The sequence below is a fragment of the Stieleria bergensis genome, from assembly GCA_007745635.1.
Classification (GTDB): domain Bacteria; phylum Planctomycetota; class Planctomycetia; order Pirellulales; family Pirellulaceae; genus Stieleria; species Stieleria bergensis.
On the sequence record CP036272.1, the window covers coordinates 6,389,357 to 6,404,568 of the forward strand.

A 15,212-nucleotide genomic window follows, 5' to 3' on the forward strand; every position below is an offset into this window, starting at 1 on the left:
CTTTTCTCAGAATCAAACGCAACTTCCTGCCAAAACGTCTTTTGACGATCGTCCGATGAGCCAAGAAAACGAACCTACGATCGACCTGGAGCTACAAACCCGCATCATTGCCATGGTGCTCGGTGAAGCCTCGGACATGGAATGCGAGCAACTGCAAGGTTTGATCGAGCAGCGTGAAGAACTGGCTGTGTTTGTCAAGGAAATCACGGAAGTTGATGACTTGATGCGCGAAGTGGTCGCCTTGCAAGCCGACCCACCCGGAACATCAGAGTCCTCCGCAAGCGAACCAGCGACGGACACGTTTGCCGAACTAGCGGATTGGGATGCAGGTCAGTGGAAACTGTCCAGTGACCGGCGGCAGAACGTGCTGGCGGCAATCGAGTCTGCACCGAAAGGAATCGCAGCGGCGACACAATCCACAGCTTCCGGTGATCTTCAGTCCGCTGCCCAAGACGCGCTGCCTGTGTGGCAAAACAAACGCAACTTGCTCCGCTGGATCTCGATCGCCGCCTCCGTGCTGGCGCTCGCCAGTGTAAGCGTTTTCATGTTGCTGCCAAGTTACCGTCAATTTGCAGCATTCGCTCCGACTGATAGCAGGCGATACCGCAGCGTCACGATGGCCAATGATGCGCAAGCGCTCGTTGAAGACAACGCGATAGCAGCCAAGGCATTCCTTTACGACATCGAAGAAGCTCCCGCGACTGCGATCGATGGTGCGTTAGCCGAGCCTCAACTGTATTACAAAAGTACCACAGAGGGCGACAAACGCGGTGCGATCATTGATTCTTTGCATGATCAACGATTTGCTGAGCAAGCCGAATCGGTGCAAATCGAATCGGCTCGGGGCTCCCTTGACGACAGTTTCAGCATGGGATCGGACAAGTTCATTGCACCCCAATCGCCAGCCCGTCAGTCCGCTGACTCTGACTGGAAAACCGGCACCAAGATCGTCGACTTAGAGTCACGACTGTCCCTGTTGAACAAGTCCGCGGAGACGGAATCCCGATCACGCTATCGAGAAAGTGATGGAGACCAACCAGTGCGTGGTCAATGGCGACGCGAACGATTCGGAGAAGCGTTTGGAGAACCCAGCAGTGGCGATGGCGGACAGCCTTCGGGTCCGATCACCAAGAAGCCTCAAGAAGCGTTGCCTGCAACGACTCCTTCTTCCGGCCCCGTTTCGAACTTTTTTTCTAGAGCCACCACCGAAGGCAAGGCAACGCTGCCAACGCCCGATTACTTGGCAGACGATGTGAAAGACCTGCCAGCTGGACCGCAGATGAAACTGGCCCCCGAGGCCACCGCAAGGGTTGCCCAGAAAGCGGAGCATTTGCAACGCCAAAGCCAGCAACAAGCTCAACAGGGCCAAGCCACTGGATTGATGAGCCGCCCCGGACTCGGCGTCAACGGACCTGGAACCAACGATCTGAGTGGCAATCAAGCGGGTGGATTCGGTTCAGTTCCCGGCAGACTGGGGATCAACGATCGAGCGTCTCGCAGTCTGGAACTGAGCGACGAAACAACCAGAATGCCTGTTGATCTCGCTGCTCCCACCGGCAAAACAAAACGAAAGGGAGGCGCGGACCGCTTGCTTGGAGACGTCGACAATAATGGAGACGGAATCATGAATGCGGAATGGATGAGCAAGCATGCCGGCAACGAATCCAGTTTCGGGGTCAATGGTGCCACTGGGGGCGTTTGGATGGATTCGGGAATTCAATCAAGCCAGCCGAACCAAGGATTGCGTTTTGCCCAACCAACGGATGGATACGCTGGCCTTGGTGGGATGGATCTTGACGGCATAGCCGAGGGTGGTGGCAATGGGGGTGGAATCGGAGGCGGCCAGCCAGGCGCGCCGCCTCTCGTTGCTGGATTTGCACCTGGCAACGACGGCCCCATGGGTGGCAGCGGTGGAGCAAACTCAAGCGGCGCCAACCGCAACGCAATCATCAGCAATGGATTCACTGGCAGTGGATTTGGCGGCGGCGGGTTTGGTGGTGGTGGCGGCGGAATGGGTGGCGGCGGCGGTGCCGTCGAGCTAAACGCTCGCGTGTCGAACGCCGACATGAGTTTGTCCCTGGACGCCTTGGGCGCAGTCGCAAACCAGCCCATCACCGGCACTGCAACCAATGGTCGAGTTTCTGGTCGTGACTCCCAGTCCGCCACCCAAGCCCAGTCCGTTGATGCCACCGAAGCCCAGTCCGCCACCGAAGCCCAGTCCGCCACCGAAGCCCTGATCGTTGGGGGCATCGTTGTGGATTCCAATGGACACCAGCCGCCTAGCTCAGCCAGTGGTGGTGAAAAGAACAGCGACTCAATGCAACTCATTGATCGCGATCGCTTACTTGCGGTCGTCGCTGGCACACCACCGGTCCCCACACAACCTTCGAATGCAGCAGCACCCGTTGATGCTCCGGCTACTACCGACCTGTTTGCCATGGGATTACGTGAAGTCGAGCGATCAGCCAGTGAGTTTTCCAGCGCCGCCCAAGCCGCCAAGGAACCAGCTGCTGCTGAAGTCAGAGAACTCGAAGAGACGCTGAAAAGCCAAGAAGCGGTTCGCGGCATCATTCGCGATCAGAGATCAGCGCTTCGATCAAAGACTGCCACCGACAACGCGGAAAAGATGTTGGAACAGTTCAAGGAAGCTGATGAATCCAGAATCGTTGAATTCGAAACCGAATCGCTTAGCGGTGAGCTGGACAAGTTGAGCTCATTGAGCGAAAGCAAGCAACCCAACGAGACGCGTTACCAAAACAGTCACTGGGGCGGGGTTGCCGGCCGAGGCGTTGCCCTGCCGCAACCTGCCAAACCTGAGTCAGGCAAAAAAAACGCACGAGGCGGAAACCAACAACGATGGGATTTCAATCACGAAGCAGGTGATTCCCTTGACGCAGGACAAGCTGGTGAAGACTCCAGTCGCGACTTCTATTCCTACGCCGAAAAGGGCAACCGCAATGGCCAATCGATGCTAGAAGGCGAAATCGCCGAGGGAATCATCCTGAGCGTCCCACTGGAACGACGACTCAAGATGCTTGACGCCAAAGCATCACACGGTGAAGCCGATGGCAAACCCACCGACGAATCCATTCGCGGCAAAGGCGCCAAAGGTGTGCCGCTGGGCTGGCGAATCGCTGACATCTCGTTTGACGACAACGTCGACTTTGATGTCACGTTCGAACGCGACGGCCAAGCGGTCGCGGGCAAAGATGTCTCTGCCAAGTCACGACGCATCAAAGAGTCCTTTGGATTTCAAAAACAATCGCAAGCAGCAGAAAAGAAAGATGCCCAGCGCACCGCAGGATTGAACGAGACCAGCGCTAGCGAAGAACCCTTTTCAACCTTCTCGCTTCACGTCAGTGATGTGGCTTTCAAGCTTGCTCGGACCGCACTTTCGCAAGGCCAGTGGCCTGCAGCGGACAAAGTTCGGATTGAAGAATTCGTCAACGCCCTGGACTACTCAGATCCCAACCCCAGTCAAGACAGCAAAGTTGCCTGTCAGTTAGAACAATGCGTGCATCCCTTTTTGCAGCAACGAAACTTGATGCGTGTCTCGATGCGGACAGCTGCGAGTGGCCGTTCAATGGCGACGCCACTTTCGCTGACATTGGTGCTTGATCATTCGGGATCCATGGAACGCGCCGATCGCCGACGACTGTTGACCGAGGCGCTCAGCGCCTTGGCAAAGCAATTGAAGCCAACCGACAAAGTGACGCTCATCAGTTTCGCTCGCACGCCTCGTTTGGTGGCTGAACAAATCGCCGGCAACCAAACCGACAAACTGCTGCAACAAGTCATCCAACAGCCAATTGAAGGCGGAACCAATCTGGAAACCGCTCTGGAGCTGGCTTACGAAAAAGCTCGCGAAGGTCATCGCAGTGGACAGTACCAAAGCCGCATCGTTTTGCTGACCGATGGAGCCGTCAACTTAGGCGACGCAGATCCAGAGAGCTTGCAAAAACGTGTCATTCAAATGCGTCAATCAGGCATCGCCTTTGACGCTGCTGGAATCAGTGCCAATGGACTGAACGACGAAGTCCTGGAGACGCTGACTCGCAAAGGCGATGGTCGCTATTACATCATCGATGGCATGGATGAATCAGACGATCGCTTCGCCCAGCAGGTCGCAGGTGCTCTGCGTCCGGCTGCGAAGAACGTCAAAGTGCAAGTCGAATTCAACCCACAGCGAGTGGGTCAATACAAGTTGCTGGGTTTCGAAAAGCACGCCTTGAAAAAGGAAGATTTCCGCAACGACAAGGTCGACGCGGCAGAAATGGCTGCCGAAGAAGCTGGCGTCGCGGTGTATCAATTCCAAGTCAATCCTGATGGACAAGGCGATATTGGTTCGGTTTCGGTTCGTTTCCAAGACCTGGAAACGGGCCGCATGATTGAACAGCGTTGGCCGATCCCCTACCAGTCACACACCAGCGAAATGGACCAAGCTGCTCCCAGCATGCAACTGGCTGCCACCGCAGCCTTGTTCGCGGCCAAGTTACGTGGCGATGCGATCGGTCAAACCGTCGACCTCAAGGAACTTTTCCGCACCTTGCAGGCATTGCCATCAGAACAACGCCGCGCACCACGGGTCGCCGAACTGATCCAAATGATTCAACAGGCAGAGCTCATTCAGTAGCCCGCCCGTCACCAAACAAGAAACACGAACGCTCACCTTACTCCCGCAACGGACGCCTCGCGTACCGCTGTCCAACAACTGATGTCTAACGTCATGAACATGCTGAAACGATGTCTCCTGATCACCTCCCTGGTGACCTTGCTTTTGAGCGGTCGAGCGATCGCGCAAGACGATGCCAACAAAACCTCAGATCAAACGGCGACCGATCAGGCTGCCTCTGAGAACGTCCTAGACGCAGGCGAGGGCGGCTTTGTGATTCTGCGCAACGCCATCAGCAAGCCCAAGCTGCCCGTGATTTTCTCAGGGTCGGTTGACGCCAAGGTGACCGTCAAGAGCGACTCCGTCGCCCAGCAAATCACGCTCCAAGCCAAAGTGATTCAGGGACAGGCCAAAACGCTGACCTTCGGTATCGCAGGACAAGGCTTGGTCACCAACGTCACCGGCAAAGGCTTGACGTCCTGGGCAGTGCGAAAGGCTGGCAAATCGCGATTCCTCGACTTGCATGTCAGCGAAGACGTCAAAGACCTCCAAGCAATCATTCAAGTGAACTCGAATGATCTCAGCTTACCGGCACAGCGTGAACTGACACACTTAACCGCTGGTGACTCGATTGGCTTTGCCGCCGTGATCTCGATTCAGCACGATGCTCAAGTCGTTGCCAAAATTGCCAAGGCCGATGGCTTTGTCCCACTGGATGGCCAGAACGGCATCCAGCGTTTGCAGACCAACCAAGGCGGTCAGATCGTCCTGCAACTCAGTCGCAGCAACGGAGCTCCAGCACCTGTTGAAATCACCAATAGCACCCTGATTGGAACCCTGCACCCCAATGGGAAATCCATCGAGTTTAAATTGCGTGGCAATGCCATTGTTTCGCAAGACGATGCCACTTTAAAGGTACTCTCTGGCAACGCAGCCATTAGCAAGTCACCTAGCGTTGCGGGAACACGTTTGCAACTGGTCAGCACGGGCAAACAAACCCTCTACCAAATGCACTTTGACAAGCCCGGCCAATACCCACTGGAACTTGACTTTGTTGCCAAGCTAGATGAGCACCAAGATTGGCGACACATGGACTTCACCGTCGCGGCCAGCGCTGTCGTGCCGATCGCTCTGAAAGGCATCGAGCCAAGCATCGAATTCCAAGCCAGCAAGGACACCATCGTTCCCAATCGCCAAGGTGAAGACTGGGTAGGATTTCTTCCTGCAAGCGGTCGAGCCTTGGTGCGTTGGAAGCAATCGCGTGAAGAGTCCTCAGGCAAACTGTTCTTCACCACCTCTGGCTTTACCGAAACAAAAATCGGTGCGGGCTTGCTGCGTCAAGCGCATCGCGTCAGCTATCAGATTCTCCAAGGCGAACTGTCCCGCATTGACATGACGATTGCCGGCCCGGGCGAAATCCTGGAAGTGCAAGGAGCCAACATCATTTCTTGGAAAGTCCTTCCCGCCGATGACCAAGCTGATCCAACCACCTCGCGAACGCTGCAGATTGTGCTCAGCCAGCCCATCAATGCGAAGGCGGATTTTGTGATCCAAACTCAAACCGCTTTGGGTGCCTTTCCCATTGAAGCGAAAGCGATGCGTCTAACGCCCGTTGATGCCGTTCGACATTCTGGATACGTGCGACTTTCCAACCTGGGATCGGTTCGTCTGGAGCCCACTGAGATCTCGGGGCTGACCCAACTCGCACCCGAACAATTCCCAGCCGAAGCCATCGAGGCCCGACAAGTCTTCGCCTATCGCTTCCCCACCAGCGAGTACAACTATGGCGTGTTGGCTGATCGCGTGCAGCCCGAAGTCAGCGTTTCGCAAATCTCGGTCTACCGACTGACTGAAACCGAGCAATCGCTTCAAGCAGACATTGAACTGGACATTCGTGAAGCACCCATTCGCGAATGGGACGTTCATATTCCAGATGACCACACTGTTGTTTCGGCAACCGGTGCAAATGTTGCCGACTACATCGTGGCCAGTGAGATTGACGCAGGCCAGAACGTTCGCAACTTAAAGATCGTCTTTCGTGGCGATGTCTCGGGCCGTCAGTTGGTCCGCTTGGTGCTGGAGAAAACTCAAAACGCAGCCACCGGTGACTGGCAGCTGCGACCGATTCAGTTTCCAGAAACCAAGTCGGTCCGTGGTGACATCGGTGTCGCAGCCGATCCAGGCTATCGGTTGACCACGGGCACCACCGATCACTTGGCTGAAAAGAGCTTGGCCTCGTTCCCAACTCCAACGCAGAACTTGCAACAAGCGTTCCGCATTCGTCAGGCCGACTGGTCAGCAACCATGCAGGTGGAACAACTCGAACGCAGCGTACAGTCCGATGTCTTCCATCTGTATTCGCTCAGCCAAGAAACCGTCTATGGCAGTGCACTGATCAATTACTTTGTCACCGGCGCGCCGGTTTCCCAGTGGAAACTGACCGTCCCCCAGTCGCTAGGGAATGTGAACGTCGATGGGCAGGATGTTCGCACCTGGCGGCGGGAAGAGGACACGTTGATTGTCACCCTGCATCAACCGGTCATGGGTGCGTTTACCTTGCTGGTCACCTTTGAAGAAAACCCCGGCGAAGGTGGCGGCACGTTCCAAGCCGGACTGATTACGCCACAGGAAGTGCAAAACGAACGTGGCTACATCCAAGTGGTCAGCCCGATGCAAGTCGAGCTTGAAGCGCAAACGGTTTCCGATGGGATGCTGGTCTTGGACCCACTGGAACTGCCGGCCGAGCTACGCCTACTGAGCACCGCTCCAGCCCTTGGCACCTGGCAATACACCGAACGTCCGTTCAATCTGAGCCTGAATGTTCGCTGGTTCCAGCCGGGAACGACCGCCGCACAGATCGTTGAATTCAGTGAAGTGAACAGTGATGTGACCAAGGATGGCCAGCTAGCTACCGAGATCACCTATTACGTTAAATCGCTGGGCGGACGGTCGCTAAAAGTCAAACTGCCGGCCGACCCCGTTCGTCTCTGGGATGTCAGCGTGGATGGCAAACCTGTCAACGCCAGACAAACCAAGGACGCCACGCTGATTCCACTTCCTGGTGGTGATCCTAACCGACCGATCCCAGTCACGCTGCGAATCAGCAAACCAGCGGTCAAGTCAACGCAACCCGTGCTGTCCTTGCCGGTCGTTTTCGCACCTGTCTTGAAGACTCAATGGCGAATCCACAGCGACAAGCATCAGGTCCTGGTGCCGGTTTCCAAAGAGATCGCGCCACCAAAGCCCGTGCTCGCGGAAACCGGATTCCAATGGATCGTCAAGCAAGGCATCTGGCTGCTGATTCGCATTGGCTTCTTTGTTGCCTTGGCGACTTGGTTGCTGCGTCGATCTGCGATCTACAAAGTGTTTGGCATCGCCGCGGGCATCGCAGCGTTTGCCGTCGCGATCACTGCAACGGACGTGGCCATGAACCATGGCAGCCAAATTCAGCAGCTAGAACTCAACCTACCGGTGCTCTCCTCGGGTGAAGCGGTGGAGGTCGCTGTCAACAATTTGCCAACATGGATGGTTCAAGTTTCATGGCCGGGAGTTGGCCTGACCGTCGCCGCGATCATTCTGTTGCTCGCTTCGTATCGACTGAAGTCGCAACCAAAGCGTCCAGCGGTACAGCAGTTCGCTGTTTGCCTGCTGGCTGTGGCAACCCTGCTGCAACCCAATGGAGCACCGGGACTGTTCGTGCTGATTGCCGCTTGGCTGGTGGCCTATTTGATCGCACCGCAGCTGTGGGCATTCGCCAAGTTCGTTTGGCCTTGGGGGCGAGAGGGCTGGAAGAACTTCCGCAAGAAGCGTGCCGCGGTGAAAGCTGCCAAACAGGAAGCTCGCTCAGACGTCGTCAGCAAGACGGCAACCACCGGCGTGTTGCTGCTCGCGATCTTGTTTAGCAACGCCAGTCAGGCAGGTGCGGAAGTTCCAGCTGGCTTCGTTGCTGCGGACTCGATCAACCAACAATGGCAGATCCAACATCAAGAAAACCGCTTAACTGCTACGGGGCAAGTGTCAATCGCTGGCCGACCTGGTGATCGCTTCTTGCTGCTCAAAGCGCCGGCAACCCTGACGCGTTTCGAAGGGCAAGGGCTGCGATTATCCAAACAAGTCATCCCCCAGCTGGGCATGGCTTACGTGATCAGCATCCCTGTCCCTGAAAACCAACCCGCCGGCGAACCTGCCATGGCGGATTATCAAGCCGAGTTTGATTTCCAGCTCGAAGACATCCAGCATCGACAGGGGATCGCTGTGCTGACAGGTCCAGCAGCGCTACGCAAGATTGATGTACAGCTTGACCAAGCTGACTGGGAAATCTCATGCAATACCGCAGTTCGCGTGGAACCCTCAGCTGGCAAAGACAAAACCGAAGCCACCGTGCTACTCGGCCTTGGTGATGCGACGGTGACCCTGAAGCCGATGGCTCGCGATGTGACCACCGAGGAAACACAGTTCTTTGTCGAATCGTCAAACCTCTTTATCCCGGGCCCAGGTGTCGTTGACGGCACGCACCAGTTAAATGTTCGTACATCACAAGGCCAAGTGAGTTCGCTGGACGTGATGATTCCGGCGGGCTTCATGGTCAGCTCGGTCGACGGCCCCATCGGAGCTTGGCAATTTGATGCCGAGAAACAACAACTCAAGGTCGCGATTGAACCCGCGCAATCGGGCGCATTTGAGGTCATGATTCAGACTCAGCGTGGCCTGGACACACTGCCTGCAGATGTCGCACTTAGCCCCGTCACCGTTGATCAACCCGATGGACAAGTGGGCTTGGTGGCCGTTGCCTTTGGTCCCGACGCTCAGCCGGAAAAAGTTGATACGAACAACCTGTCCGCGGTGAACCTGAGCGACTTCGACGCACGACTGCTGAACGGTCGAAAGGTTGCGATTCACAAGGTGTATCGTTACGGTGCAGAAGGTGGCGACCTGACAGCGCGAGTCGTGCCTGTGGATGCCGAGGTTCGCTTGATGAGCGAGCAAGTGCTCTCGATCGGTGATGAACGAGTGGTGCTTGCGGTCAACTTTGCCGCTGGCATCTCCCGCGCCGGCTTGTTTCAACTAAGCTTCCCCTTGCCCGATGGATTTGAAGTCGAATCACTCACCGGGGCTTCGCTTAGCCATTGGTCGGAAATCGATGACAATGGTGGTCGCCGTGTGATCATGCACCTCAATGGGAAAACCATTGGAGCCCAGTCGTTCTCATTGACTTTGACAGGGACGACGGCTGCCGAGGGCGGTCAATGGCAAGTGCCCCGTTTTGAACTTGACCAAGCAGAACGTTCGTCGGGAAAGCTAATCGTTCGACCCACCACGGGTTTGCGTTTACGCGCGGTTTCTCGGCTGAACGTCACCGAGATTGATCCGCGTTCCTTGGGCGGGCAAGGGCAGGGTGCGATCGCATTCAACTTGCTGCAATCAGACTGGGACTTAGTGCTGGGCATTGAGAAACTGGACCCCTGGGTCATCGCTCAAGTCCTGCATGAAGTGACACTACGAGAAGGCCAGACTCGTTCGACCTTGATGATTGATTTGGACGTCCAGAACGCCTCGATCCGAACATTCCCGATCACCGTGCCACTGGCCGACGATGCAGTCCTCAAGACATTGCGAGCGGCCGGCGAAAAGGTTGCCGACATGGTTCGCGTCTCTCCTGATTCGAATGTCTGGGAATTGCAGTTCAAAGAACGCATTGTGGGCAAGACCATGGTACGGATCGAATATGAACGTCGTGGCCAACGCACAAATGATACCGAATCGCTTGTGCCTTTCGTTTTCCCCCAAGCCCGACAACTGGCCTATTTCTTTGGTGTTCGCACCGGCGGTCGACTGGAGATTGAAGCAGAAGCCTTGACCCAAGGCTGGCAACAAGCTGACTGGAATGCGGTTCCGCAAGCGTTGCGTGCCTCAGGACTACGCAGTGCTCCTATGATCTTGCTGCGGGCAGTGAATCCAGCCGGAGCCTTGGGTGTGAGCGTGAAACGCCATTCCATTGCCGACTCCTTAAAACTGCGAGTGACCGAAGGCCGGTTGACCTCGGTGCTCTCACCAACAGGTGATCAACTGACGGCCGTCGATGTCACCATGGAAGTCATGCAGCGCAGCAGCCTGAGCGTTGGGCTACCGCAGGGCGGTGAACTGATTAGCATCTTTGTCAACGGCGAGAGCGTCAACTCGATTCGACTGGGACAGAACTCCAACACCTGGCAATTCTATGTCTTACCAGGACTACAAGACCGCACCGCCACGGTCAGTTTTGTCTACAGCGTGACCGGCGGCGATCTCAAGAACTTGAAACTGCTCAGCCCAGAACTAAGCGTTCCGCTGAAAGATATCCAGTGGGATGTCATTGCTCCGCTTGGTTTTGAGCTAACTGATGATGACGGCAACATGGAACTGACGGGCCATCCTGTTCGCATGTCCTATGATCGCCAAGACTATGAACAGTTAGTCAACAGCGAACGACAAGCGAAGCAAGCGAACGCCGTGAACATGCTGAGGCAGGCCGGCCAGTTGCTTCAACAAGGTGACCGCAGCAAAGCGAACTGGGTCTTCAACAGTGTCGCCAACCAATACGCGTTGGACGCCGCGACAAACGAAGACGTGCGTGTTCAACTGGAAAACCTGCAGACCGAACAAGCCATCGTCGGACTCAATAGCCGTCGACAACGACTGTTCCTTGACAACAGCGATGATCAATCGGCGACCCTGGATCAACAGTGGAAGCAGGCAGCAACCACCAACCCGATCCTGCAACAGAACCAAGTCAATTTCCGTCCCCAGCAATTGAGTGCCTTACTACAAGGCAACTCGTCGGCGGACAATCAAGCCTTGCTCAAGATCGCCGCTCGGCTCGTTCAGCATCAGCACAGCACTCAACCCGCTCCACAAGCGATTCGCATCAACATGCCAGAAGAAGGCAATGTGTACACGTTCCGCCGATCGGTTCAGGTTGCCGAAAAAGCACCGCTGGAAATCGAGGTCGATGTGCAACTGGAACGTCGGCTGAAGACCTGGCAAGTGGCGGCCACCGTGTTGCTGCTAGCCATCATGGCTGTGGTCATGTTCGTCGCTCGAAAACCCGCCGCGACAACACAAACCGCCGGGGCATAATCGGCAGGTAGCCAAGTGAATCATGCCGGCGAGTTCGCGACACAACAAGTAAACGCAACGATCACGCGCTGTAGGCGGGCACAGTCGTCGCGAACTCATCGTCCGTCACATGCTTCCAGACAAGACAGCACCGCCGGGAAACCTGAGGCCATTGTCTCTTCAGATACTCAAGAGGCAGATTCGAATTGCCCAGTCGTGAAAGCCGTCTCAATATCAGCCGGGCAACAGAGCCGGTCAGTGGGATCGTCTGCCAACATCGCCAAAACGACATTCCGAATCAACGGTCGGGTTTGCTGCCAACGCTCTGAGTTTTCAATGATTTTCAAAGACATCCAATTCTGTGGATGCGTTTTCCGGAGCCGGCTCATCGACACTCCCGAAAACAACTCATAGGCAATGCATCCCAAGCTGAAGTAATCCGATCGATAATCACCGGGCAATCCTACTAAACCTTTCGGGTGCCACGTATCCCTGCGTCCCACCCACAGTTGATTGAAGACCGGCAGTTGGGTCGTATTCAGCGGTGAGGCCGAAATCCAGCAGATGACACGACTTGCCATCCAGCCCTAGGATCACGTTGCCAGGCTTGATATCCCGATGAACCATGCCCAGAGAGTGAACCGCGTTTAGACCGTTCAGCAACCGCCTCAAAATGGCGATCGCGGTATCCATTGAAACCGAGCTCCTCCTCAGGCGTCGACTCAACGTAATGCCTTCAAGGTATTCCATGACAAAGTAGGGCTGACCGCCAACTTTTCCCACATCATAGATTCGCACCACGTTGGGATGGTTTAACTTTGCCAATCGACGTGCCTCGGCCTGAAACCGATCGCGAAGCTCCTGCCCGACCTTGGGGCTCTTCAACGTCTTGATGGCCACAGGGCGTTTCATCGAGACCTCGATAAACCACGCCTTCACCACCAACGCCAAGAACATCTTGAATCGAGTATCGGCCCAGCTGCTTTGTTAGCGCTGCGGTGATGCTGGCTTGCCGGCGATCAACGTCCGCGGAGGAATGAAAACGCAACTTGGTGGATTGATCGGAGATGCAGGAAGAATCAAATTCAATGGTTTCCTCCATGCCCCCATCTTTTAGAGCATCGAATCCATCCTCATCTCCGCCCGAATGCGAGACATCCGACACCATTGAATGCAGGTCAGACTCCCGCGTTGGATTGACAACTTCTGCCGTCACGCGACAGACTGAAAACGTGCAAAATGCGTCCCCTTTCTTGCAACACGTTTCCTCCATCACCTCGATCTCTTCGTGGAAATACTCCCCCATGCCAACCAGCACGCCACGCGCGAGTTGACACAAACCTCACCTAGACGCGTAGACCACTTGCATCTTATCAGGCGTCAGTTCGAATGCATGGATTGACGCGGGGTGCGCTCCTTCATTGTTGATCTGCACGGTGCGATGGATCATGGATTCTAAATTGGATAACAGCTCAAACGTTTTCCAGTCCGGGTGCAGCATTCCACGGGAAAATCCAACCAACTCAGCAGCAGCAAATCGGCCAATCTCATAAAGTGCCGTGGCGACCTCAATCCCCAAATGTTCACACGCCGATTCGAGGATTGCCATGACGGCTTCATCTGGATAGATCTCAATCGGCGAGAGCACCAAATCAGGACACCCAGCACCGTCCAGAAGCTGCTGCCATGTTTGGCCGCCAAAGCGTGTGTCAACAAACTTCTTAACGATAACACAGATCGAACCGTGCATACCTAAAAGCACCATCAGCAGGAGTAGCGTCGAGAAAGATGACGCTTTGGTGATCAGCCGCTGATGGTCCTTAAGGTATGGAATGACGATTCCGGGAAAATCACCAGAACTTCCCAAATGCATTCACATACGTCGGTCTTGATCGCTCGCAGGAGTGAGCTATGGAGCGGGCAAGACAAAGCGAAATTCTTTGCCACCCCGAACCGTGTAAGTCACCTCGTCACCGGGCTTGTGATTTAGCCGAAACCAGGTGATCAGCTTGCGAGCATCAAGGTCCCTGCCCATGCCGTTGATGGCGATGATTTCCATACTGGGACGCAGACCCGTACTGTAGACGGGGCGTTCGGCAGGCTTCGGTCCCATCCAAGGTTTAATGGACAAGCCCTGATCTTTGCCAGCTTTGGGGCCGCGCAGAGGAAAGAATCCCATCGTCGGTCCATAAACGCCATCATAAACGGTTTTACGCCAGTAGGATTCCGTCTTCCGCCAACCCGGTTCAAGGACCACGGTTGCAAATTGAATGTCCTGTCCGCGTCGCCAAGCGATCTCCAATTGATCGGCACCATGAGCTGCACGATGCAAGACGCCACGAAAATCAGCTTGTCCGAACAATTTTGTGCCCTCCGCCATCAGCAGTTCATCGCCAGGCATTAATCCCGCTCGGTCCCCAGGGCTGCCAGCCGCAACCTGTTTGACCACCAACCCGTGATCACGTTCTAGCAACAGACCAACATTCTCCGGCAATGGCCATTTGTCCGTGATTGTCCCGACGTCAAAGGTATCAGACTGCATGGCTTCGATGTTCATCATGTCACCGACTTGATGGCAGTGGATACAACTGCCGAACTCTTTGTGGGGCTTGCCCAGTCCCGGTCGTTTAGCCTTTAGCAGTGTGTAGCCCTTTGAGTCCTTGGGCCCCGTGGCAACCTGCGCGGCATGTCCAACGGGCAAGTCGATCTTCCATGACGGACGATCGGGATTGTAATGGTGTTTTAGAATTCGCACCAAGTTATTGATGAAGGCTTCTTCGCTGATGCGAGTGTTCTCGCTGACATGATCCTTGCCACCGAAGACACCGTATAAGTCGCCTTGCGGCGACAGGAAATAGGCCCACCAAGACAAGTCCAAATCCTGATGCGTTTTGTAAGGAAAGAACCGCTGATCCAGCAGTGAAGCATCGGTCAATCGAACCGTTACAAACCGGCGCAGCAGTGGATTGAGCGTCAAACTGCCCTCCAAGATTTCCTGATCGAACTCAGCACACTGTTCACAGGGCAAACAGCGCCATGTCACCAATAATGGCTTACCGGTCTGCTTGGCTTCCTTCATCGCTGCACTCAAGTCATCCCGCCAAACGACTTCCCCCAGCGGGTCAGGATCGGCAGGCACCTTCCACTGACGCGACGTTAGAATTTCCCGCCACTTCGCTTTGCCAGAATCCGTCCGTTCACCAGCATCTGGTTCGGCAGCCGGCACAGATGTTTGCCAGGCCACCAGCAACGCGGTGGCAAGAATGGTCAAACCGATGAATGACGCACCAAAACCGTGCAGGCGACGCCTGCCAAAGCATTTGACCAAAGTCATCTGAATGCCTGCAAAGAGGGGGACTGCTGGAGAGCATTTTCGCTGGATTAGAAAGGATTTCCCCATTGTACTGACTTGGCCAACAACCGCCACAGTGAAGCCGTAGGCGACTGTACCAAGGGCCCGAATTGCGTTAAGATTAGCCATTCGTCCCCCCAGAAAACCCGCCTC

The 15,212-nt window shown here is 55.4% G+C and carries 6 protein-coding genes; 2 read left to right on the plus strand and 4 right to left on the minus strand.

The window, feature by feature from the left end:
• The first annotated feature begins 55 nt into the window (after positions 1 to 55).
• Together SV7mr_RS22355 and SV7mr_RS22360 are read left to right on the plus strand one after the other, a co-directional pair.
• Positions 56 to 4,633, plus strand: a complete 4,578-nt coding sequence (locus SV7mr_RS22355) for a vWA domain-containing protein (protein WP_145276881.1) — start codon at positions 56 to 58, stop codon at positions 4,631 to 4,633.
• A gap of 81 nt (positions 4,634 to 4,714) precedes the next feature.
• Positions 4,715 to 11,728, plus strand: coding sequence for a hypothetical protein (locus SV7mr_RS22360; protein WP_419187773.1), 7,014 nt, complete (start codon positions 4,715 to 4,717; stop codon positions 11,726 to 11,728).
• A gap of 429 nt (positions 11,729 to 12,157) precedes the next feature.
• Here the strand turns inward: SV7mr_RS22360 and SV7mr_RS22365 are convergent, their stop codons facing one another.
• From SV7mr_RS22365 to SV7mr_RS22375, 4 genes are all read right to left on the minus strand, one after another.
• On the minus strand, positions 12,158 to 12,607 hold the full coding sequence (locus tag SV7mr_RS22365; protein WP_419188496.1) for a serine/threonine-protein kinase: 450 nt from the start codon (positions 12,605 to 12,607) through the stop codon (positions 12,158 to 12,160).
• Positions 12,492 to 12,923, minus strand: coding sequence for a hypothetical protein (locus SV7mr_RS25690; RefSeq protein WP_419188515.1), 432 nt, complete (start codon positions 12,921 to 12,923; stop codon positions 12,492 to 12,494). The genes SV7mr_RS22365 and SV7mr_RS25690 overlap by 116 nt, the downstream gene beginning before the upstream one ends.
• 126 nt (positions 12,924 to 13,049) lie before the next feature.
• Positions 13,050 to 13,580: a heme NO-binding domain-containing protein gene (locus tag SV7mr_RS22370; protein WP_145276885.1), complete on the minus strand. Its 531-nt coding sequence runs from the start codon at positions 13,578 to 13,580 to the stop codon at positions 13,050 to 13,052.
• Between the two features lie 36 nt (positions 13,581 to 13,616).
• Complete coding sequence (locus SV7mr_RS22375) at positions 13,617 to 15,041, minus strand: thioredoxin family protein (RefSeq protein WP_419187774.1); 1,425 nt, start codon at positions 15,039 to 15,041, stop codon at positions 13,617 to 13,619.
• Between the last annotated feature and the right edge of the window lie 171 nt (positions 15,042 to 15,212).

Coding starts and splice junctions, on each gene's coding strand:
- SV7mr_RS22355 (WP_145276881.1), top strand. CDS start 56: ATGAGCCAAGAAAACGAACCTACGATCGACCTGGAGCTACAAACCCGC.
- SV7mr_RS22370 (WP_145276885.1), bottom strand. CDS start 13,580: ATGCATTTGGGAAGTTCTGGTGATTTTCCCGGAATCGTCATTCCATAC.
- SV7mr_RS22360 (WP_419187773.1), top strand. CDS start 4,715: ATGTCTAACGTCATGAACATGCTGAAACGATGTCTCCTGATCACCTCC.
- SV7mr_RS22375 (WP_419187774.1), bottom strand. CDS start 15,041: ATGACTTTGGTCAAATGCTTTGGCAGGCGTCGCCTGCACGGTTTTGGT.